The sequence below is a fragment of the Streptomyces sp. NPDC013457 genome (assembly GCF_043089925.1).
Taxonomy (GTDB): domain Bacteria; phylum Actinomycetota; class Actinomycetes; order Streptomycetales; family Streptomycetaceae; genus Streptomyces.
The window spans coordinates 258,612-279,142 of sequence record NZ_JBICBL010000010.1; the positions used below are offsets into that span (position 1 = coordinate 258,612).

Annotated in this window: 20 protein-coding genes; 7 read left to right on the forward strand and 13 right to left on the reverse strand. The window is 72.6% G+C overall.

Annotated features, from left to right (window positions below; all coding sequences use genetic code 11):
* Positions 1-33: 33 nt before the first annotated feature.
* The gene (locus ACF1G2_RS26915) at positions 34-729 is read right to left on the reverse strand and encodes an HAD family hydrolase (protein ID WP_391800740.1); all 696 of its coding nucleotides are present in this window, start codon (positions 727-729) and stop codon (positions 34-36) included.
* Positions 730-770: 41 nt separating this feature from the next.
* On the reverse strand, positions 771-1,253 hold the full coding sequence (locus tag ACF1G2_RS26920) for an Lrp/AsnC family transcriptional regulator (protein ID WP_391800741.1): 483 nt from the start codon (positions 1,251-1,253) through the stop codon (positions 771-773).
* A 270-nt stretch (positions 1,254-1,523) separates the two neighbouring features.
* On the opposite strand from ACF1G2_RS26920, the gene ACF1G2_RS26925 reads away from it, so the two are divergent.
* Together ACF1G2_RS26925 and ACF1G2_RS26930 are read left to right on the forward strand one after the other, a co-directional pair.
* Positions 1,524-3,068, forward strand: a complete 1,545-nt coding sequence (locus ACF1G2_RS26925; protein WP_391800825.1) for an FUSC family protein — start codon at positions 1,524-1,526, stop codon at positions 3,066-3,068.
* Positions 3,069-3,201: 133 nt separating this feature from the next.
* A complete protein-coding gene (locus ACF1G2_RS26930; RefSeq protein WP_391800742.1) occupies positions 3,202-4,257 on the forward strand; it encodes a lactonase family protein in 1,056 nt (351 codons plus the stop codon).
* Between the two features lie 80 nt (positions 4,258-4,337).
* Here the strand turns inward: ACF1G2_RS26930 and ACF1G2_RS26935 are convergent, their stop codons facing one another.
* The 6 genes from ACF1G2_RS26935 to ACF1G2_RS26960 all read right to left on the reverse strand — a co-directional run bounded on the left by ACF1G2_RS26935 (position 4,338) and on the right by ACF1G2_RS26960 (position 10,513).
* Positions 4,338-5,261, reverse strand: coding sequence for a sirohydrochlorin chelatase (locus tag ACF1G2_RS26935; RefSeq protein ID WP_391800743.1), 924 nt, complete (start codon positions 5,259-5,261; stop codon positions 4,338-4,340).
* Between the two features lie 87 nt (positions 5,262-5,348).
* Entirely contained in the window at positions 5,349-6,326 is a 978-nt protein-coding gene (locus ACF1G2_RS26940) for an N-acetylglucosamine kinase (protein WP_391800744.1), read from the reverse strand.
* The gene (locus tag ACF1G2_RS26945) at positions 6,323-7,000 is read right to left on the reverse strand and encodes a uracil-DNA glycosylase (protein ID WP_391800745.1); all 678 of its coding nucleotides are present in this window, start codon (positions 6,998-7,000) and stop codon (positions 6,323-6,325) included. Before ACF1G2_RS26945 ends, ACF1G2_RS26940 begins: the two co-directional genes overlap by 4 nt.
* Before the next feature lie 34 nt (positions 7,001-7,034).
* Positions 7,035-8,177, reverse strand: a complete 1,143-nt coding sequence (locus ACF1G2_RS26950; protein WP_391800746.1) for a WD40/YVTN/BNR-like repeat-containing protein — start codon at positions 8,175-8,177, stop codon at positions 7,035-7,037.
* A 139-nt stretch (positions 8,178-8,316) separates the two neighbouring features.
* A complete protein-coding gene (locus ACF1G2_RS26955; protein WP_391800747.1) occupies positions 8,317-9,696 on the reverse strand; it encodes an FAD-dependent oxidoreductase in 1,380 nt (459 codons plus the stop codon).
* A gap of 157 nt (positions 9,697-9,853) precedes the next feature.
* Positions 9,854-10,513: a DUF305 domain-containing protein gene (locus tag ACF1G2_RS26960; protein WP_391800748.1), complete on the reverse strand. Its 660-nt coding sequence runs from the start codon at positions 10,511-10,513 to the stop codon at positions 9,854-9,856.
* 196 nt (positions 10,514-10,709) lie between these two features.
* Here ACF1G2_RS26960 and ACF1G2_RS26965 point away from each other — a divergent pair, with 196 nt between their 5' ends.
* Positions 10,710-12,242, forward strand: a complete 1,533-nt coding sequence (locus ACF1G2_RS26965) for an LVIVD repeat-containing protein (RefSeq protein WP_391800749.1) — start codon at positions 10,710-10,712, stop codon at positions 12,240-12,242.
* Here the strand turns inward: ACF1G2_RS26965 and ACF1G2_RS26970 are convergent.
* The 4 genes from ACF1G2_RS26970 to ACF1G2_RS26985 form a co-directional block, all read right to left on the reverse strand.
* Positions 12,218-12,892 (reverse strand): TetR/AcrR family transcriptional regulator, encoded by a 675-nt coding sequence (locus ACF1G2_RS26970; RefSeq protein WP_391800750.1) that lies wholly within the window; start codon positions 12,890-12,892, stop codon positions 12,218-12,220. The genes ACF1G2_RS26965 and ACF1G2_RS26970 overlap by 25 nt on opposite strands.
* 129 nt (positions 12,893-13,021) lie before the next feature.
* Positions 13,022-13,723, reverse strand: a complete 702-nt coding sequence (locus ACF1G2_RS26975) for a phosphatase PAP2 family protein (RefSeq protein WP_391800751.1) — start codon at positions 13,721-13,723, stop codon at positions 13,022-13,024.
* Positions 13,724-13,776: 53 nt separating this feature from the next.
* Positions 13,777-14,712, reverse strand: a complete 936-nt coding sequence (locus ACF1G2_RS26980; RefSeq protein ID WP_391800752.1) for a M56 family metallopeptidase — start codon at positions 14,710-14,712, stop codon at positions 13,777-13,779.
* Between the two features lie 86 nt (positions 14,713-14,798).
* The gene (locus ACF1G2_RS26985; RefSeq protein ID WP_391800753.1) at positions 14,799-15,395 is read right to left on the reverse strand and encodes a DUF5134 domain-containing protein; all 597 of its coding nucleotides are present in this window, start codon (positions 15,393-15,395) and stop codon (positions 14,799-14,801) included.
* A 143-nt stretch (positions 15,396-15,538) separates the two neighbouring features.
* On the opposite strand from ACF1G2_RS26985, the gene ACF1G2_RS26990 reads away from it, so the two are divergent.
* Entirely contained in the window at positions 15,539-16,090 is a 552-nt protein-coding gene (locus ACF1G2_RS26990; protein ID WP_391800754.1) for a GNAT family N-acetyltransferase, read from the forward strand.
* A gap of 56 nt (positions 16,091-16,146) precedes the next feature.
* On the opposite strand, the gene ACF1G2_RS26995 is transcribed toward ACF1G2_RS26990, so the two are convergent.
* Positions 16,147-16,830, reverse strand: coding sequence for a glycerophosphodiester phosphodiesterase (locus ACF1G2_RS26995; protein ID WP_391800755.1), 684 nt, complete (start codon positions 16,828-16,830; stop codon positions 16,147-16,149).
* A gap of 362 nt (positions 16,831-17,192) precedes the next feature.
* On the opposite strand from ACF1G2_RS26995, the gene ACF1G2_RS27000 reads away from it, so the two are divergent.
* Genes ACF1G2_RS27000 through ACF1G2_RS27010 form a run of 3 tightly spaced genes read left to right on the forward strand, consistent with a single transcriptional unit; the run spans position 17,193 to position 20,463 of the window.
* On the forward strand, positions 17,193-18,599 hold the full coding sequence (locus ACF1G2_RS27000; RefSeq protein ID WP_391800756.1) for a DUF6421 family protein: 1,407 nt from the start codon (positions 17,193-17,195) through the stop codon (positions 18,597-18,599).
* Between the two features lie 29 nt (positions 18,600-18,628).
* Positions 18,629-19,387, forward strand: coding sequence for an SDR family NAD(P)-dependent oxidoreductase (locus tag ACF1G2_RS27005; protein ID WP_391800757.1), 759 nt, complete (start codon positions 18,629-18,631; stop codon positions 19,385-19,387).
* The gene (locus ACF1G2_RS27010) at positions 19,384-20,463 is read left to right on the forward strand and encodes a threonine aldolase family protein (protein ID WP_391800826.1); all 1,080 of its coding nucleotides are present in this window, start codon (positions 19,384-19,386) and stop codon (positions 20,461-20,463) included. The genes ACF1G2_RS27005 and ACF1G2_RS27010 overlap by 4 nt, the downstream gene beginning before the upstream one ends.
* Positions 20,464-20,531: the final 68 nt, after the last annotated feature.

Genomic DNA, 20,531 nt, shown 5'->3' on the forward strand with positions numbered 1-20,531 from the left:
GCAGAGGTGGACCGCCGGTCCGGCGAGCGCGTCTCAGCGCGTCCTGGCCGGCAGGTCCAGCCAGTCAAGCGCCGCGTGCGCCGTGAACTCCGTCTGGCCGCCCCGGAAGAGCAGATCGGCCTTGAGGAACGCCGGATCGTCCGCGGTCGCCCTCACGTACGGCAGCGCCACGCACCGCATGCCCGCCGCGCGCGCCGCCAGCGCGCCCGGCGCCGCGTCCTCGAACACCACGCACCGCCCCGGCTCCGCGCCGAGCCGCCGCGCGGCCTCCAGGAAGACGTCCGGCTCCGGCTTGCCCCGCACGACCTCCTCCGCGGAGACGAGCGTGGTCAGGAAGGCGTCCAGCCCGGTACCGGCGAGGACCGCCTCGATCGCGGCGCGGGACGAACCGGAGGCCACGGCCATCGGCACGCCTGCCGCGTGGAGGCGCTCCACGAACGTCCGCATCTCCGGATAGACCGGCGTCGAGGCCCGCGCCAGCTCCAGATAGCTCCGGTTGGCGGCGTCGAGCAGCGTGTCGACGTCCGTGTCGATCCCGTACCGCTCGGCCAGGATCTCCAGCGTCTCGCGGGTCCCGATCCCGATGAACCGGGTATGCCGCTCCCAGTCGAAGTCCGTCGCACCGGCGAAGGCCGTGAGCGTCCGCCGGGTGGCCTCGTAGTAGTTCGGCTCGCTGTCCACCAGCGTGCCGTCGAGATCGAAGATGACCGAGGTGGGGGAGGTGCTCATGGATCAAGCATCTCAACGCGGCGGCAGGGTCCGGTGCGGCCTCAGCCTCGGCGGGCCGAGGCCCGCCCCACCGACTCCACGAGTGGCAGCAGCCGGTGCGGCACGCGCTCGCGCAACGCCATCTCCGTACGGGTCCTGACCACGCCCGGCAGCTGGATCAGGCGCTGGATCACGTCCTCCAGGTGCCCGTTGTCCCGCGCCACCACCCGCGTCAGGAGATCTCCGCCCCCGGTGATCGAGAACGCCTCGACGATCTCCGGCACGGCGGCGAGCGCGTCGCCGACCTCGTCCAGGTGTCCCTGGGTGACCTCGATGTGCACGAACGCGAGGACGGGGTGACCGAGGGCCGCGGGGGACAGGACCGGACCGGTCGCGGTGATCACGCCGTCCCGCTCCAGCCGGTCGATCCGGGCCTGCACCGTTCCGCGCGCCACACCGAGGATCCGCGCGTACTCGCGCACGCTGGTGCGCGGCTGCTCGATCAGGAGGCGCAGGATCCGGGTGTCGAGCTCGTCCACCGCCATGGTCCGTTGGCTCCCTTCTGGCCGTTCTCCTTCTTCCTCGACTGTACCAATGGCTCGGTGCTCGGCGGCTCGGTTGAGCCAGTGGGTGTCCAGGTGCTTTCCTCTGATTACAGCAGTGAAGACATGGCGCCGCGCGAGCGCCGGACCGGCGACGAGGCCGGTGACCGGACCGCGGCGCCTTTCCCATGTCCTGGGGCCGCCACAAGCAGGCCGGGGCACGAGAAGACGCGAAGAGGGTGTGTGTACGGCAGCGGGGGCGGAACCACCGTCGTGAAGAACCTGCGGGCGACCGGTCGCCGACTGGTCAGGCTCGTGTTCGTGGCCCCCGATCCGGGCCGCGTCCGGCTGCGCGTCTCCTCGCGGGCCGTCCTCGCCATCGGCCTCGCCGTCGCGGCGGCCGAACTGTGCGGACTCTCCCTCACCGCCTCGATCACCGGCGGTCTCGCGGCTCTGCTCGCGCTCTTCACCGTCGCCGACCCCACCGTCCGCCGCCAGGCCGTGACGACGGCGCTGCTTCCCGCGGTCGGCTTCCCCGTCCTGGCCCTCGCGACCACGCTGCACGGCGCGCCGCTGCTGCGTGACGCCTCCTGGCTCCTTGTGATCTTCGCGGGCGTGTACGCGCGCCGCTGGGGGCCGCGCGGCCACGCGCTGGGCATCTTTGCGTTCATGATGTTCTTCGTCACCCAGTTCCTGCACGCGCTTCCCGCGCAGCTGCCGGAGCTGTACGGGGCGGTGGCCCTGGCTCTCGCCGCGGCGGGGGCGGTGCGCTTCGTGGCCTGGTGCATCGAGCGGCGCGTGCCGCCGCCCGCCGCGCCCGCCCAGCTGCCCGGCCGGGGTCTGGAGCGGCCCACCACTCGGCAGGCGTTCCAGGCGACGGTGGCCTGCGCGGTCGCGCTCGCCGCGGGCCAGTTCATCTCGCACGAGCGCTGGTACTGGGCCGTCGGCACCGCGTGGTGGATCTTCGTCAACACCGCCTCGCGCGGCGAGACGCTGGTCCGCGGCTTCCGCCGGGTCGTCGGAACGGTGACCGGCATCGCCGCCGGCTTCCTGATCGCGATCCCGCTGGCGGGCGCGCCCGCTCCGACCGCCGCGCTGGTCGCCGTCTGCGTCTTCGGGATCTTCTACACGGCCCCCCTCTCGTACAGCTGGATGATGTTCTTCGTGACCGTCATGGCCGGGCTGCTGTACGGGCTCCTCGGTGTGCTGCACCCGGGGCTCCTGGTGCTCCGCTTCGAGGAGACCGCGGTGGGCGCCCTCGGCGCGGCCCTCGGCGTGGCGCTCCTGCCGGTGACCACGCACGCGGCCACCAACGCGTGGATCGAGCGGGCCGTGACCTGCGTCCACGCCTGCACCACCGCGGCGGCGCGGCGGCTCGCCGGCGACCCGGAGGCCGACCCGGCCCCGCTCGCAGCCGAGCTGGAGGTCCTGCTGGGCCGCGCCCGGCTCTCGCTGGCGCCGCTGCTCCACCCGCTGAGCCCGCTGCGGGCCCGCAAGGCGCGCGCCCGCCGGGTGCTCGCGCTGCTCGACGACTGCGCCCGCGAGATCAGGGGTCTGGCGGCGGTCGCCACGGACCCGGACGCCTCGCACGACGCCCGGCTCGCGGCGGCGGCCTGGCGGGTCGAGGCCGCCGTGCACGCGCTCGTCCCCCCGGCCGCCCCGGCGCACCGGTCCACGGTCGAGGCGCAGGGCGCCCCGACCCACCACCCGGGCGCCGAGGCGGCCCTCGGTCACCTCCACGGCCTGGAAGAGGCCCTGGTGGCCCTGAAGGCCCCGGTCCGCACCTCTCCGGGCGCCCCCCTGGTTCCGGCCGCCTGAGAGGCCACTGCCGGGCGGCGCCGCTTCGGCCCGGTGGTCGCCGCATGATCCAACTTGGTCTAGACCGCCTGCTAACGTCGGCCCCTACCGCGGGGCCGTCGGACGAGCGCCCCCAGCAGCGAGGGGAGACGCCATGAGTGGGACAGACGTGCGCGGACCGGGCCGGGCCTTCATCGGCTCCTTCACGTCCGCGGGGGGCCGCGGCATCCTAGCCGCCGAGGTCGACCCGTACACCGGCGCCCTCACCGTCACCGGCGCGACGGACGCGCTCCCCGACCCCTCCTACCTCGCCCTCGCCGACCCGGTCCTGTACGCCGTCTCCGAGGCCGAGGAAGGCGCCGTGGCCGCCTTCGACGTCTCGGACGGCGTGCTCCGGCCCCTGGGCGCTCCCGTGGCCGTGCGCGGCGGAGGACCGACGCACCTCTCCGTCGCCGCGGGTCACGTCCTCACCGCGAACTACACCTCCGGCAGCGTCACCGCCCTGCCCATCGCCTCGGACGGGTCCCTCGGCGACCCCGCCGTCGTCGCCCTGCACGAGGGCTCGGGGCCCGTCTCGGACCGCCAGAGCGCCCCGCACGCCCATCAGGTCCTCCCGGCCCCGGGCGGGCCCTGGGCGGCCGCTGTGGACCTCGGCACCGACTCCGTGCGGATCTACGCCCTCGACGCCGTCTCGGGGGCGCCCGAGCCGCACGGCGAGGCCGCGCTCCGCCCCGGCACGGGCCCGCGCCACCTGGCCTTCCACCCCGCCGGGACGCACGCGTACGTCCTGAACGAGCTGGAGACCACCCTGACGGTCTGCCGCTGGGACGCCGTGACGGGCACCCTGGACCCGCTCGGCGAGACCCCCGTGGTCGCCGGAGGAGGCGCCGGGCCGGACTACCCCTCCGCGATCGTCGTCTCCCCCGACGGCCGCTTCCTGTGGGCCGCCGTCCGAGGTGGCGACCTCATCGCGGTCCTCGCCCTCGACCCGGGCGGCGAGAAGGCCGAACTCCGCACCACCGTGCCCTGCGGCGGCCGCTGGCCGCGCGACCTGGCCCTCGACCCCGCCGGCCGGCGGCTGTACGCGGCGAACGAGCGCTCCGGCGACGTGACCTGGTTCGACCTCGACCCGGAGACCGGCATCCCGCACCGCGCCGGCTCCATCGACGCCCCGGCGGCCTCCTGCGTGGTCTTCCGCCGTCACGCCTGACCCGGCGCCAGGGGCGTACGGCGACACGGCGAAGGGCCCGCCACCGGACACGTCCGGTGCGGGCCCTTCGCCGTATCCGCTCAGTGCGCCTGAGCACCCTGCGGCTGCTGCGGCGCGATGCCCAGCGCCGCCGTGTACTGCGACAGCACCAGCTTGCCGATCGCCGGGTACGCGCCCAGCGGCTCGGCGGCGGCGCAGCCGGCCTCCTTGGCGGCGGCGTCGAGCAGGCCGTCGGCCAGCTCGGGGCCGATGAGGTACGGGGCCAGCGCCAGCTGCTCCGAGCCGGAGCCGCGCAGCTGCTCGGCGATCGCGGTGATCGAACCCTCCTGGTCGAGCGCGGCGGCCATCACCGGGACGGCCAGGCGCGCGGCCAGCAGCATGCCGGTGATGCCGGCGGCCTGCACGGCCTCCTCGCCGCCGACCGTCGCGAGGACGATGCCGTCGGCGGCCGTGGCGACCGTGAAGAGACGCGCGCGGTCCGCGCGGGCCAGACCGGCCTCCGACAGGCGCACGTGCAGCGCCTCGGCGAGCAGCGGGTGCGGACCGAGGACGTCGGTCAGCTCGGCAACGTTGCCGCTGTCCATCACGGCCTGGCGGATCTGGCGCATCAGCGCGCTGTCCGGGCCGGCGAGCAGCGGAACGACGACCGCGGCGGCACCCTCCGGGGCGCTGGCCTCACGGCCGGCCGCCAGCGCCAGCTGGTACCGCTCGGTGCGGAGCGCCTCGGCGCGCGCCAGCACGCTTCCGAGGGTGGGGTACTCGGCGTCGTCCCCGTCGAGGTAGCCGATCGCGGCCTCCAGGCCGGGCAGCTCGGAACGGGCGATGCTCACGACCTCTTCGGCCAGCGAGCGTATGGCGGCCGACGGCACACCGGGAACAGCGAGAACCAGCGCGGGAGCGCCCTCGGGCGCCGCCACGGGTTCGGGGCGACGGTGTCGTCCGGGCTGGCGGGGTCGCGGCATTCGTACAGGCAGGCCGGAAGCAGGCCCAGTGGGGGAGCTCATGGCGCCGCATGCTACTGGTTTTGCCCGCCGAGCACTGCGGTGAGGTGCAGCAGAGCGTTATCTGCCCCTCTTTGTCCGAACCGCGGCTTACGCGGTTACATGCAACAACTTCGGGTCCACCGGCAGCCGTAGTGAATCCGTCGCCAGCGCGGTCGCGAGGGCGAGCGCCCCCGACAGCGGATCCCCGGCCGCCGACGTCTGCCGGGCGTGCGGCAGTTGCTCCGCCAGCTCCTCGCGCAGCGGTGCGAGCAGAGGCTCACCCAGCTTGAACAGACCACCCGTCAGAGCGACTTCGTACGCACCCGGAGCCGGGCACACGGCTGCCGCGGCCTCGGCCACGTGCCCGGCCGCGAGCCGCAGGATCTCCGTCGCCACCGGGTCGCCGTCCGCCGCGCAGCCGGCCACGTCGGGCGCGAACGACGCGAGCACGGCAGGACGGTCGGTCCGGGGGTACAGCGCGCCCGGCAGACCGGCCGCCGGGCCGAACCGCGCCTCGGCGCGGGCGAGCAGCGCGGCCGAACCGCCACGCCGGCCGTCGTGCGCCCGCATCGCGGCCTCCAGACCGGCACGGCCGACCCAGGCACCGCCCCCGCAGTCGCCCAGCAGATGACCCCAGCCGTCGGCACGGCGCCAGGCCCTCAGGTCCGTACCGAGCGCGATGAGGCCCGTGCCTCCCGCGACGACGGCGCCGGGGCGCTGCCCGAGCGCTCCCGCGTACGCCGTGACGGCGTCGGCCGCCAGGGCCAGGCGCCCTACGCCGAGGGCCTGCTCCAACGCGCCGGGCAGGACCGCCCGCAGCTCCTCGCCGAGCGTCGCCATACCGGCGGCGCCCACGGCGAGGGCGATCACGGGTCCGGCCCCCGCGCGGCCCCGCAGCGACTCCACGGCGGGCAGCAACTGCCCGAGCAGATGAGCCGCCTCGATCCCGCCCGGGCCCGTCCGCACCGGCTCACGGGACTCCACGGTCTCCACGGCCCGCCCGTCCGAGGCACGCGCCAGGGCGGTCCGCAGCCCGGAACCCCCCGAGTCGACCCCGACGACCCAGCCCTCGGCGCCGGCCGTCACGGCAGCCGCCAGTCCACCTCCTGCGCCCCCTGACGCAGAAGCAGTTCGTTGGTGCGGCTGAAGGGCCGCGACCCGAAGAAGCCGCGGTCCGCGGACATGGGGGAGGGGTGCGAGGACTCGATCGCCGGCAGGTCGCCGAGCAGCGGACGCAGATTGCGCGCGTCTCGCCCCCACAGCACGGACACCAGCGGCTTGCCCCGCGAGGCCAGCGCGCGAATGGCCTGCTCGGTCACCGCCTCCCAGCCCTTGTCGCGGTGCGCCCCGGGCTTTCTCGGCGCCGTGGTGAGCGCCCTGTTGAGCAGCAGCACCCCCTGGCGGGTCCACGGGGTCAGATCACCGTTCGAGGGCCGCGGAAGCCCCATATCGGTGTGCATCTCCCGGAAGATGTTCTCCAGGCTCGGTGGCAGCGGACTCACCTCCGGCGCCACCGAGAAGCTCAGCCCCACGGCGTGTCCCGGCGTCGGGTAGGGGTCCTGTCCGACGATCAGGACCCGCACCTCGTCGAAGGGCTGCTGGAAGGCGCGCAGGACGTTCGCTCCGGCGGGCAGGTAGGTGCGCCCGGAGGCGATCTCCCGGCGCAGGAAGTCGCCCATCGCGGCGATGTTGTCGGCCACCGGCGCGAGCGCGTGCGCCCAGCCCGGCTCGACGATCTCATTCAACGGTCGTGCTGCCACGGCCGTCACTCTACTGGCGCAGTGCCGGGTCCTCTCACCCGATCACCGCCGCCCGTACACAGAGCACGTCGGGCAGATGCTCGGCGAGGAGCCGCCAGCTGTCCCCGTCGTCGGCGCTCGCGTACACCTCGCCGTTGCGGTTGCCGAAGTAGACGCCGGCCGGGTCCCCGTCGTCCGTGCACATCGCGTCCCGCAGCACCGTGCCGTAGTGGTCGCCCTCGGGGAGACCGGCGCTCAGCGGCTCCCAGTGCTCCCCGGCGTCACTCGTACGGTAGACCCGACAGCGGTGGCCGGCGGGCACCCGGTCCGCGTCGGCGTTGATGGGGAACACGTAGGCCACATCGGCCCGATGGGGATGCGCGGCCACGGCGAAGCCGAAGTCGGAGGGCAGACCCGCGCCGATGTCGGTCCACTTCCCGCCCGCGTCGTCGCTGCGGTACACCCCCCAGTGGTTCTGCAGGTAGAGCCGGTCCAGATCGCCGGCGTCCTGCGCGATCTTGTGCACGCACTGGCCGAACTCGGGGTCGGGATCGGGCAGGAAGACCGCCGACACACCCTGGTTGGAGGGGGCCCAGCTCGCCCCGCCGTCCCGGGAGCGGAACACCCCGGCCGTCGAGACCGCCACCGTCACGGCCTCGGGGTCGCGCCGGTCGGTGACGATCGTGTGCACGGCCTCACCGCCACCACCCGGCACCCACTGGGAGCGGGTGGGGTGCTCCCAGAGCGGACGGACCAGCTCGAACGACTCCCCGCCGTCCTCGGATCTGAACAGGGCGGCCGGCTCCGTCCCGGCGTAGACGACGTCGGGGGAGTGCGCGGGCGCCGGGTGCAGCTGCCAGACGCGCTCCAGCGAAGCGCCCGTGTCCTGGGGGAACTTGACGGCGGGCTTCGTGGGCTCGGTCCACGTCGCGCCGAAGTCGTCGGAGTGGAAGACGGACGGACCCCAGTGCGAACTGTCCCCGCCGACGAGCAGCCGCGGGGTCGCGCGGCGCGTGTCGATGGCGACCGAATAGATCGCCTGCGCGTTGAAGTGGGGTTCGTCGAACTCCCACCGGCCGTCGCGCCGTCGGCCGACGAACAGACCCTTGCGGGTACCTACGGTCAGTACTACGTCGGGCATGGCCGACACCTCCAGGACGCCGTTGTCGCGGATACGGGCCAGTCTGCACCCGACCACTGACAGTGGCTCCCGGAACAGGCGTCTCCCCAGGTCAACGGCGTGTTTCGGCCGTGGGGGGAGGCGGGCCCGGAGGACGGAGGGGCGAGCTCGGAGAGCGGGGGGGGCGGCACGGAGTCGGAGGCGGCGGGCGCCGGTCTCAGCCGTGCCCGGCCGCGTCGTCGCGGGCCGCGGCCCGCAGCCCCGCCCAGTCGGGGATCTTCACCCGCCCACGACCCAGCGCGTGCCCGAGTGCCGACTCCGCCTCCTCGATCGACAGCCAGCCCCGCCAGGCGACCGGCTCGTGACCCAGGTCGCGCAGCGCGCCGAGCGGGTCTCCCGCCACCTCGCGGCCCGCCAGCTCCGCCACGTCGGCCAGCAGCGACGCCACCGTCTCCTTCGCGCACGGGCGGTTCGTGCCGATGACGCCCGTCGGGCCGCGCTTGATCCAGCCGGCCACGTACTCTCCGAGCGACGGGGAGCCGTCCCGCAGCACCCGTCCCGCCTCGTTCGGAACCGTGCCCCGGGCCTCGTCGAAGGGCAGCCCGGGCAGCGGAACCCCCTTGTACCCGACGGCCCGCAGGACCAGTTGGGCCTCGATCTCCTCGAAGCGGCCGGTGCCCCGCACACCCCCGGCGCCGTCCGGCTCGGTCCGCTCGAAACGGACCGCGGTCACACGGCCGTTCTCGCCGAGCAGCTCCACGGGGCGGAGGAAGAACCGCAACCGGATCCCGCGCGCCACGTCGTCCCCTTCGGCGTCGCCGGCCGCCCAGCCCCGGACGACCTCCAGGTTCCGCCGGTTCACCGCGGGCAGGCCCGAAGGATCGGCGAACGACGGATCCAGGGCCAGGTCGCCCGCCTCCACCCCCACCCGCACACCCGGCAGTCCGCCCAGCTCCCGCAGCTCCTTCGTCGTGAACTTCGCCTGCCCGGGCCCGCGCCGGCCCACCATGTGCACCTCGCGCACCCGGCTGGCCTCCAGCGCCCTGAGCGCGCCCTCGGGCACGTCCGTCGGCCGCAGCTCGTCCACGCCCCGCGCCAGGATCCTGGTGACGTCCACCGCCACGTTGCCCACGCCGATGACGACCGCGGAACGGCCGTCCAGGCCGGTCCCGGAGCCGGTGAAACCGTTGGCCGAGGCGTCGGGGTGCGCGCTGTACCAGGAGACGAAGTCCGTGGCCGAGCAGCTGCCCTCCAGGTCCTCGCCGGGCACTCCGAGGCGCCGGTCCCGTGCCGCGCCCACGCAGTACACGACCGCGTGGTACAGCTCCAGGAGGCGGGCCGGGGTCAGCCCTCGCGTGCCGATCTCGACGTCGCCGACGAAGGCGATCCGCTCGTCCTCCAGGACCGCGCGGAGGTTCTGCTGCAGCGACTTGATCTTCTCGTGGTCGGGCGCGACGCCGTAGCGGACCAGGCCGTAGGGGCACGGCAGCCGGTCCAGGACGTCGACCCGGATCCCGGGCACCGCCGACTGCTGGACCAGCGACTGGGCCGTGTAGACCCCGCTGGGCCCGGAACCGACGACAGCGACACGAAGCACGTCCGTACTCCTTCCCGCCGCGGGAAAGCCCGCCGAGAGGCTTCCAGCATCCCACCGGAAGCCCCCGGAGGGGAGATGCGCGACACGACCCGGGCCCGGTCCGCGACGCCGGGCCCGGTCCTCGACCCGGGCCCGGTCCTCGACCCGAGGCCCGGGCCTACATCGACCGCATCCGGTTGATCTCCGCCGTCTGCTGCGCGATCACGTCGTTCGCCATCTCCTCCACGAGCACGTTGTTCCCGTTGCCCAGCACCTCCGCCGCCATCGTCACCGCGCCGTCGTGGTGCGTGATCATCAGCTTCAGGAACAGCTCGTCGAAGGCCTTGCCCTTGGCGTTCCTGAGGGACGCGAGCTGAGCCTCGGTCGCCATCCCCGGCATCGTGTGGTGGTCGTGCCCGGGCTGCTCGCGCGGGCCGCCGTTGGTTTTCAGCCAACCCTCCATCGCGCCGATCTCCGGCTTCTGCGCCGCCGTGATCCGCTCCGCCAGCTTCTTGATCTGCTCGGACCCGGCCCGGTCCGGTACGAGAGCGGTCATCGTGAGCGCCTGCCGGTGATGGACGACCATCATCTGGGCGTAGGAGAAGTCCGCCGCGTTGGGCTTGCCGTCGGGCAGCAGCTTGGACGCCTCGGCGGGGGATATCCTCCGCGCCGGCTCGCCCGGCTTCCCCGGTGCCACGACCGCGGGCCCGGTGGAGCCCTGGCTCTGCGGCTCGCCTCCCGAGCCGGAGCCCGAGCCCGAGTCGCAGGCGGCGAGCGCCAGCACGGCGACGGCGGTGAGCGCCACGGCGACGGCTCCGCGGTTACGGCGGTTCAACAAGGCGACCTCCAGGGATGGTTCCGGGGGCAGGGGCCGAAACATGGCCGGGGGGACTGTTCCTAGCACGCTTCCACGAGAAGTCGATCAAAAACCTTCATGACATGTGTGTTGCCATCTGTTGAGATGTGCACGCTAAGGACGATACTGCCGGGGTCCATCAACCGTTCAACTACGAACGGATACAAGGGAGGACGGAGTGACTTCGTTGCGAACCACCCGCATCACGCGCACCCCGCGTGCTCGGATCAGAGGCCTGGGTGTGGCGACCGCCGCGGCCGGACTGCTGGTCAGCCTGCTCGCCGCAGGTCCCGCGGCCGCCACACCCGACCCGGGTGACGCCCCCGCGTCGCAGGGCACCGTCTCCGCGGAACAGGCGGCCGAAGCCCGGTCCGCCATCCAGAGCGGCGAGATACCCGGCGTGGACGAGATCGTGCACAGCGACAACATCCAGCACCTCGTGAACATCCCCAAGGACGCTCTCGCGGGCACCAACTCCGACCTGGCCTTCCAGGGCAGGTACGCCTTCGCGGGCAACTACGACGGCTTCCGGATCTTCGACATCAGCAACCCGCGCGAGCCGAAGACGGTCGCCCAGGTGCTGTGCCCCGGCTCGCAGAACGACATCTCCGTCTCCGGCAACCTCGTCTTCCTCTCCACCGACTCCTCCCGCAGCGACAACTCCTGTGCCAGCGTCAGCCAGCCCGCCACGGAGAAGTCCTCCTGGGAGGGCATGAAGATCTTCGACATCAGCGACATCAGGAACCCGAGGTACGTCGCCGCCGTCGAGACCGCCTGCGGTTCGCACACCCACACGCTGGTGCCGGAGAAGCGGGACGTGTACGTCTACGTCTCGTCCTACTCGCCCAACGCGGCGTTCCCGGACTGCCAGCCGCCGCACGACGGCATCTCGGTCATCAAGGTGCCGCGCAAGGCCCCGGAGAAGGCCGCGATCGTCTCCTTCCCCGTCCTCTTCCCCGGTGAGGGCCCGGACGGCGGCGGCAACCCCGGCGGCCCGACCAACCCGGGCGTCTCCAAGACCACCGGCTGCCACGACATCACCGTGCTGCCGGGCAAGGACCTCGCGGCCGGCGCCTGCATGGGCGACGGCATCCTCTTCGACATCGAGGACCCCGAGCGTCCGAAGGTCATCGACCGCGTCCAGGACAACGTCAACTTCGCGTTCTGGCACTCGGCGACCTTCAACCAGAAGGCGAACAAGGTCGTCTTCACCGACGAGCTCGGCGGCGGCTCCGGCGCGACCTGCAACGAGGCCGTGGGCCCGAACCGCGGCGCGGACGGCATCTACGACATCGTCGGCAGGGGCAAGCACCGCGAACTCGTCTTCCGCAGCTACTTCAAGATCCCGCGCCACCAGGCCGACACCGAGAACTGCGTCGCCCACAACGGCTCGCTGATCCCGGTCAAGGGCAAGGACCTCATGGTCCAGGCGTGGTACCAGGGCGGTGTCTCCGTCTGGGACTTCACCGACTCCCGCAAGCCGAAGGAGATCGCCTACTTCGAGCGCGGTCCGCTCTCCGCCACCACCATCAGCACGGGCGGTTCGTGGTCCGCGTACTACTACAACGGCTACATCTACTCGAACGACATCGCCAAGGGCTTCGACGTCCTGAAGCTCGACGACCGTCGTACGGACCCGGCGAAGCGGGTACGGATGGACGCCCTCAACGTCCAGACCCAGCCGGACTACTTCGACGACTTCGAGGACTGACGCGGCACACGGACCGGTAACACCGAGGCCGTGAACGGCATGCCGTCGGGCGGACCCCCGTCCGGCGGCATGCCCTGCTCCCAGTCCAGTCCGTACCGCTGGAACAGCTCCCCCCGCAGCCGCGTCACCGGCATCGGCGCCCCCGGCAGCAGCACCGCCACGACCGCGCCCATCAGCAGCGCCCGCAGCAGCGGATAGTCCGCGTCCACGTTCGCGGAGCCGTACCGCGCCATCGTGTCCCGCAGCAGGAGCGCCAGCCGCTGCTGTTCCGGGCACTGCACGAAACCCTCGGCCTGAAGGATGCCCGCCATGTGCGTCCGCATCAGCACCGGATGATCCACGGCCAGGCCGAGCACGGCGTCGATGGCGCGCGCCATCCGCTCACGCCCGTCCTCCGTGCGCGGCTCGCGCTCCAGCGCCTCCTCCAGGGTCAGGTGCATCAGCCGGTGCACCGCCGACTGCAGCAGATGCCGCTTGCCGGGGAAGTAGTACGAGATCAGACCGCGGGCCGAACCGGCCCGCTCGGCGATGTCGCCCAGGGTCGTCGCCTCGTACCCGCGCTCCGACACAAGCTCGACCGTGGCCTGGAGAAGTCGCTCACGTGAGCGTCGCCGAAGCTCTTCATTGACCTCTGGGCTACGCGGGGACATGCTGGACTCCTGCGTTGACTGGCTCGCAGCCAATATACTCAGCGCAGTCTGCTGCCGCGCCTTCATGGCTGGTCAGTGGGTTTGCCGTCTGTTCTGGGCGACGCGGGGGATCGTCCAGAACAGGCGGCTTCACGTTGTCTCTCCCATTCTGCCCCCGCCTGTCCCCGGAGGATCCGCGCGGTCGGTGCTCCTCGCGGCCCTCTCGTGCCACACGGCGCCGTAACGGCGGTACGTGACGATCGCCCCGGCGACGACGCACCAGCCCAGGAGCCAGCCGGCCACGACGTCCGACAGCCAGTGCACGCCCAGGTAGATCCGGGTCCACCCCACCCCGAGCACCGACACCAGCGCGGCCACGGCGAGCAGGCTCCAGCCACGCCAGGTCTCCCGCCAGTGCAGGGCGAAGACCCAGAGCAGCAGGCCCCAGCCCACCGTCTCGGTCATCGCGTGCCCGGACGGGAAGGCCGCGTACTGCGCCGAGTCGACCGGGTCGGGCCAGCCGGGCCGCGGCCTGCCGACCGCCGCCTTCAGCCCCTGCTGCACCCCCGACGCGAGGAGTGTCGCGGCCGCCACCCACAGCGCCAGCCACCGCTCGCGGCGCCACCACAGCACGAGGACGGTGACGGTGATCAGCGCGCGCATCGTCCACGGGTCCCACACCCAGTCCGTCAGGATCCGGTTGGCATGTGTGAACCCGGGCTCGGCCAGCGCGCTGCGGTGCAGCCCGTCGGCGACCGATCGGTCCAGGGAGAGAAGCGGGGGCCAGCCCACCACCACAAGGACGAGCAGCAGCACGGCGAGGGCAGCGGAGACCAGGGCGGAGGAGCGCATGGGCCGATCTTCCCCGACGTTCACGCCGGCACACCGCGTCCGCGCCGTCCGCGCTACCCGAGCGCCTTCAGGGCGGGGACGAACGCCACCAGGACCGGCACCACCGGCACCAGCGCCGCGGCGGCCGTCAGCCGCAGCCGCCGCCCAGCGGTGAGCCGGGGCGCGGCCGTCAGGAGACGGTTCACCCGTCCGGGGAGGTCCGCGCCGGATGTCGAGCCGGGGCCGAACACCCCACGCTCCTCGTTGAGTTCGACCAGTGCCAGCGCGATCGTGAGCCGTCCGAACCGACGGGACGCGACATCGTCGGCCGCCAGCTCCACGAGCCGGTGCATCTGGTCACGGAAGGCCGCGAAGACCGGAATCCCCGGGAAACCGCCCGCGAGCGCGCCCGAGCAGTGCAGCAGCCAGTCGTGGCGCGCCCGGGCGTGTCCCTGCTCGTGGGCGAGGACGGCGTCGAGCTGGCGCCCCTTCAGCCGGCGCAGCGCCGCCGTCGTGATGACCAACTGCGGCGTGGTGCCCGGCAGCCACCAGGCGTCGGGGCGCTCCCCCTCCAGGACGACCAGCCGCCCGCTTCCCGGCTCCTCACCGGGCAACAGCGGGGAGCGGACGAGCAGTTCGCCGCGCCGCCGTCGGCGGCGGGCCCGCGCCCCCCGGATCTCCCGCGTCAGCATCGCGCCGGTCCACAGCCCGCCACAGGCGAGGATCACTGCGAGGGCCCCCGACCACGGCTGGTGGGTGCCCAGTTCGTACGCCTCGACCACCCGGCTCGGCGCGCCGACGAAGACGTGGCCCCGCACCCCCTGCCAGGCCGCCGCCGCGCTGAACGTCATCGACAGCGCGAAACACAGCAGCACCGCCGCCACCACGCACTGCCACATCCACAACGCCACCACGGGCTCGCGTTCCGCCCAGTCGGACCGCGACAGCAGTCGCGGGGCCACGGCGGCCGTCAGGACGCCGAGCGCGAGCAACGCGAGGGAGACCAACATGACGCAAGACTATGAGGCCGTGCTACGCCCGGGTACGGCCGGGCGCGCCAAGTGACGTACGCCACGGCCGTGCCCGGCGCGCCCGCTCACAGCGCGACGAGCATCGCCAGCATCGCGAGGGCCATGGACAGCCGGCACACGAGCGTGAACTCGGGCCGCACGACCCACGCCGGCGCGGGTCCGCCCGCGGACAGAGCCGTCGAGGCCGTCGCCGAGGCCACCGCCGGCGTCCCCATCGAGGCCGCCACCGGCACCAGTCGGGCGCCCGAGCGGAGCACGTACGCGACGTAGTAGAGGAGCAGCGCCGCCGTCACCGCCGGGGCGCTTCCTCCGCCGCCGCTGCCGTGCGCGCCGTGCGCCGCGCCCTGGACGGGCCACGCCATGTAGACCATCGCCAGCGACCCCACCAGGTGGTGCAGGTGGTGACCGCCGCGCCGTACCGACATCAGCGCGTGCACCGCCGCCGCCCCGAACACCGCCGCGTACACCGACCACCACCACGCCGGAGGCGTCACGACCGCGGCGGGCAGCGCCATCGCGGCCATCCCGAATCCCATCACCGCCTCGCCCGCCGCCGTCCTGCGCTCCTCGCCCGCGCAGCGACGCGCGCGCAGCAGGCAGTACGCCCCGCTCGCCCCGCACAGCGTCAGCATCAGCCAGGCCGACAAGGCCGGTCCGTGCACGGCACACCTCCCCAGGTCTCCCTCCCCGTCGATGCCCACCCCCGGCCGGGCGCACGCGAGCGCACAGGCGTACGTGGGGAGCACACGCCGGGGCGCTACGCTCGGGGGGATCGCCAGCGCCTCCGAGGGGAGACCCGAACAGCATGGACACCGCCACGTCGCAGGACACCGGCCGGATCACCTACCGCGACGCGGTGGAGGACGACGTCGCGGCCCTCGTGCCGCTCGTCGAATCGGCGTACCGCGGCGACTCCAGCCGGGCCGGCTGGACCACCGAGGCGGACATCCTGCAGGGCCGGCGGACCGACGCCGAGGGTGTGCGGGCCGTCATCACCACCCCGGGCAGCCGGCTGATGGTGGTGGAGAGGGACGGCGGGATCGTCGCCTGCTGCCAGCTCGAACACCGGGGTGACGCCGCCTACTTCGGCATGTTCGCCGTCCGCCCCGAGCTCCAGGGCGCGGGCCTCGGCCGGCGCATCATCGAAGAGGCCGAGCGCCGGGTGCGGGAGATCTGGGGCGTGAGCGAGATGCACATGACCGTGATCTCGGTGCGCGAGGAGCTCATCGCCTGGTACGAGCGGCGCGGCTACCGCCGTACGGGACGGATGACGCCGTTCCCGTACGGCGACGAGCGCTTCGGCGTCCCGCAGCGGGACGACCTGCAGTTCGAGCTCCTGGTGAAGCCGCTGGTCTGAGGCCGGGGCCCGGCTCTCGGCTCGCGGCCCTCCGCTCGCGGGCCTCGGCCCGCGGCTCAGGCCGTGAAGCGGCCGGTGCGGCGGATCTCCGGATAGTCGGTCGTCGCACCGTCCAGCTCCAGGGCGCGGACCAGCCGCAGATGGTCCTGCGTGTTCACCACCCAGCCGATCACCCGCAGTCCCTCACGGTGGGCGTGCTCGACCGTCTCCAGGGTCAGGTGCTGGATGCTCAGGACGAGCGCGCCGGCCCCGACGGCCTTCGCCCGGTCCACGATGTCCGCGTCCCACTCCTCGGCGACCAGCGCGGTACGGGCTCCGGGGACCAGCCGGGCCACCTCGGCGAGCGCCTCGTCGTGGAAGGAGAGGACCTCCACACGGCCGACCAGGTCGCGCCGGTTCATCACCTCGGCGAGCGTCCTGGCCGCCGCCACGTCCTTGATCTCCGCCTGGAGCGGGGACCGCACCGCGTCCAGGACCTCTTCGAAGACGGGGACGCGCTCCCCGTGCCCCGCGTCGAGCTCGCGCAGCTCCGCCAGGGTCTTCTCGGCGATCGGGCCGCTGCCGTCGGTGGTACGGCCGACGTCGGCGTCGTGCATGACGACGAGGGCGCCGTCCTTGCTCAGATGGAGGTCCAGCTCGATGACGTCCATACCGGACCGTTCGGCGCGGACGAAGGAACGCAGGGTGTTCTCGGGCTCGACGCCCATGACACCGCGGTGACCGATGGTGAGGAAACTCAAGATCTTCTCGCTTCCGTCGATGTCCGGGCCCGGGTCCCTCCGGGCTCCCGGTGCGGCTCGGGGCGCAGCCTAATGACTTCACCGCAAGAAGGAAGCGCATGCGCGCGTGCCGTCGGAAGGCCCTCCTCCGGCGGATCGGTTCCCCGATCCTCGCCTTCGCGCGACCGTGCCGGCGTCCGGTGCGTCGGGGCCCGGCGCTCGACCGCCAGAGCAGGGGATGCGAGCGCTCAAACCTCGTCGCACAGGAAAAACAGCGGTGACCATGGGGGTCGCGCAGGATATTTTCTCTTCCCCCTCTTGTCCGGAGGAAGCGCCGCCGGATACGGTGGCTTGACGCGAGGTTCTCCTGTGGAGGAAGTGACATGACGGAAATTCTTGTGCAGGACGTGACCGGTGGGGGGATACTCACCGCTGCCCCGGTGATCGAGCACCCTGCCTGGCCCGAGCTCAAGAATGCCGTGGAGGAGATCCGCCCCTGGCAGAGCAAGGACGGCTCCATCGACTTCGAGGCCGAGGGCGCACCGTCCCGCGCCCAGGCCGAGAGCGCGGTCGAGCGGATCGTGGACGCGGTCGAGCGGCTCTCCCCGCTGCTCCCGCACGACGCCGCCTACCACCGCGCGCTCGTCGCCGACCTGCGCACGTGGGCCGACGGCGGCTTCGAGGTCCCCGACTTCCTCGACTCCCTGCTGGCGTTCCAGCCCGCCGCGGACCGTCAGGACGGGCTCCAGCACCTGGCGCTCTTCCCGATGTACACCCAGAACGGCAACCCGGACCGCAACCTCGAAGCGGTCGTGCTCCGCATGGTGTGGCCGGAGTGGCTCTCCGAGCTGGAGCGCACCCGCTACGACAACCCGCTCTTCTGCGGCATCACCTTCGAGGACTTCACGCCGGGCTACGACACCAACTCGGCCGTCCTCTTCCCCGAGACCATCGCCGTGCGCGAGGCCCCCGAGCGCTTCAGCTGGGGCGGCATCTTCTGCGACCGCGAGGCCGCCCGCTTCCGCAAGGTCACCGAGGCCTCCGTCGACATCCTGGGGATCGAGCTGCCCGAGGACATCGCGGCCATGATCGAGGACCAGCAGCGCTGCGAGGCCGCGTTCGTGCTCTGGGACATGGTCCACGACCGCACCCACAGCCACGGCGACCTGCCGTTCGACCCGTTCATGATCAAGCAGCGCCAGCCGTTCTGGATGTACGGCCTGGAGGAGCTGCGCTGCGACCTCACCGCCTTCAAGGAGGCCGTGAAGCTGGAGGCCGAGGGCAACGCCCACGGCCGTGACGTCCAGTACGCCGTCCTCTTCGACCGGATGTTCCGTTTCCCGGTCACCGGTGACCGCAACCGGAACTACGACGGTCTGGGCGGCCAGCTCCTCTTCGCGTACCTCCACAAGCACGAGGTCGTGCGCTGGACCGACAACAAGCTCAAGATCGACTGGAACCGTGCCCCCGAGGTCACCAACCAGCTCTGCGCCGAGATCGAGAAGCTGTACCGCGACGGCATCGACCGCCCGAAGCTGGTCCACTGGTTCAAGGCGTACGACCTGGTCTCCACCTACCTCGCCCCGCACCCCGGATCGAAGTGGGCCAAGGGCCCCGACGCCCTGGACCTGACCCTCCCGCCCCGCAAGCTCGTCGACGACGTGCTTCCGGACGAGTTTCCGCTCAGCATGTTCTATGAGGCCCTGTCCAAGAAGCTGAAGGACGTGATCGCCTCCACCAAGGGCATCACCGCCGCGAACGCTTCGCGGACCGAGCAGGCTGCCGCGTGAACCCAGTCACGGAGGAGGAGGGGACGACCATGAACGGCAACGGGAACGGCGGGCCGCTGGAGGGTGCCGTCGTCGCGGTCGCGGGAGCGGCCGGACCTGCCGGGCGGGCGACGCTGATGCGCCTCGCCGACGCCGGCGCCATCGTCGTAGGAGCCGACGCCGACCCGGCCCGCCTGGCCGAGGCGGTCGACGCCGCACGGTACGCCCACGGCGGCGCCACGGTCGTCGGCGACACGGTCGACCTCTTCGATCTCGGCGCGGCCCGGGAGTGGGCCGACAAGACCGAGAAGGAGTTCGGCCGGATCGACGGGCTCGTCCACCTCGTCGGGGGCTGGCGCGGCAGCGCCTCCTTCGGTGAGACCGACCTCGCCGACTGGAACTTCCTGGAGAAGCTCCTCATCCGCACGGTCCAGTCCACCTCCCTCGCCTTCCGCGACGCGCTGGGCCGCAGCGACCGGGGCCGCTATCTGCTGATCAGCGCCGCGGGCGCCTCGAAGCCCACCGCCGGGAACGCGGCCTACGCCGCGGCCAAGGCGGCGGCCGAGGCGTGGACGCTCGCCATGGGCGACGACTTCCGCAAGGCGGGGGGCGACGAGGGCCCCCAGGCCGCGGCTGCCATCCTGGTGATCAAGGCACTGGTGCACGACGCCATGCGCGCCGAGCGCCCGAATGCGAAGTTCGCGGGCTTCACCGACGTCGACGATCTGGCCGCCGAGATCGTCGCCGTCTGGGACCGGCCCGCACAGGAAGTGAATGGACAGCGTCTGTGGCTGACCCCCAAGCCGTGACCCCGGCCCTGCCCCCCAGGACCGACGCCCGTCGTCACCACGACCCGTCGGTCCGGGGCTTCGCCAGCGACAACTACGCCGGCGCTCACCCGGAGGTGCTCGCGGCCATCGCGCTCGCCAACGGCGGTCATCAGATCGCCTACGGCGAGGACGACTACACCGAGCACCTCCAGCGCATCATGCACAGCCACTTCGGCCCGAGCGCCGAGGCCTTCCCGGTGTTCAACGGCACCGGCGCGAACGTCACCGCCCTCCAGGCGCTGACCGACCGCTGGGGAGCCGTGATCTGCGCCGAGTCCGCGCACATCAACGTGGACGAGGGCGGCGCCCCGGAGCGGATGGGCGGCCTCAAGCTGCTCACCGTGCCCACCCCGGACGGCAAGCTCACCCCCGAGCTGATCGACCGGCAGGCCTGGGGCTGGGAGGACGAGCACCGCGCCATGCCGCAGGTCGTCTCGATCACCCAGAACACCGAGCTGGGCACCGTCTACACCGTGGACGAGATCCGGGCCATCGTGGAGCACGCCCACGCCAAGGGCATGAAGGTGCACCTCGACGGCGCCCGGATAGCCAACGCCGCCGCGTCCCTGAACGTCCCGATGCGGGCGTTCACCAACGCGGCGGGCGTGGACGTGATCTCGTACGGCGGCACCAAGAACGGCATGCTGTTCGGCGAGGCGGTCGTCGTCCTGAACCCGGACGCGGTCAGCCACATGAAGCATCTGCGGAAGCTGTCCATGCAGCTCGCGTCCAAGATGCGCTTCGTGTCGGTGCAGCTGGAGGCGCTGCTCGCCAAGGACCTGTGGCTGCGCAACGCCTCGCACGCCAACGCGATGGCGCAGCGCCTCGCCGCCGGCGTGCGCGAGGTGGACGGGGTCGAGATCCTCTACCCGGTGCAGGCCAACGCGGTCTTCGCGCGGCTCCCGCACGAGGTGAGCACCCGCCTGCAGAAGCGGTTCCGCTTCTACTTCTGGGACGAGGCCGCGGGTGACGTGCGCTGGATGTGCTCCTTCGACACCACGGAGGACGACGTCGATGCCTTCCTCCAGGCGCTGAAGGAGGAGATGGCGCGGTAGCGCTTTCTCTCGAATAGCATAGGTATGCGACCGGCCGGAAAGTCATTGACTTCCGGCCGGTCCTCTTC

Excerpts from the sequence above, each read along its gene's own strand:
- ACF1G2_RS26975 (WP_391800751.1), bottom strand. The coding sequence starts at position 13,723 with ATGCGCTCCTCCGCCCTGGTCTCCGCTGCCCTCGCCGTGCTGCTGCTC.
- ACF1G2_RS27000 (WP_391800756.1), top strand. The coding sequence starts at position 17,193 with ATGACGGAAATTCTTGTGCAGGACGTGACCGGTGGGGGGATACTCACC.
- ACF1G2_RS26930 (WP_391800742.1), top strand. The coding sequence starts at position 3,202 with ATGAGTGGGACAGACGTGCGCGGACCGGGCCGGGCCTTCATCGGCTCC.
- ACF1G2_RS26970 (WP_391800750.1), bottom strand. The coding sequence starts at position 12,892 with ATGTCCCCGCGTAGCCCAGAGGTCAATGAAGAGCTTCGGCGACGCTCA.
- ACF1G2_RS26980 (WP_391800752.1), bottom strand. The coding sequence starts at position 14,712 with ATGTTGGTCTCCCTCGCGTTGCTCGCGCTCGGCGTCCTGACGGCCGCC.
- ACF1G2_RS26920 (WP_391800741.1), bottom strand. The coding sequence starts at position 1,253 with ATGGCGGTGGACGAGCTCGACACCCGGATCCTGCGCCTCCTGATCGAG.
- ACF1G2_RS26915 (WP_391800740.1), bottom strand. The coding sequence starts at position 729 with ATGAGCACCTCCCCCACCTCGGTCATCTTCGATCTCGACGGCACGCTG.
- ACF1G2_RS26990 (WP_391800754.1), top strand. The coding sequence starts at position 15,539 with ATGGACACCGCCACGTCGCAGGACACCGGCCGGATCACCTACCGCGAC.
- ACF1G2_RS27005 (WP_391800757.1), top strand. The coding sequence starts at position 18,629 with ATGAACGGCAACGGGAACGGCGGGCCGCTGGAGGGTGCCGTCGTCGCG.
- ACF1G2_RS26935 (WP_391800743.1), bottom strand. The coding sequence starts at position 5,261 with ATGAGCTCCCCCACTGGGCCTGCTTCCGGCCTGCCTGTACGAATGCCG.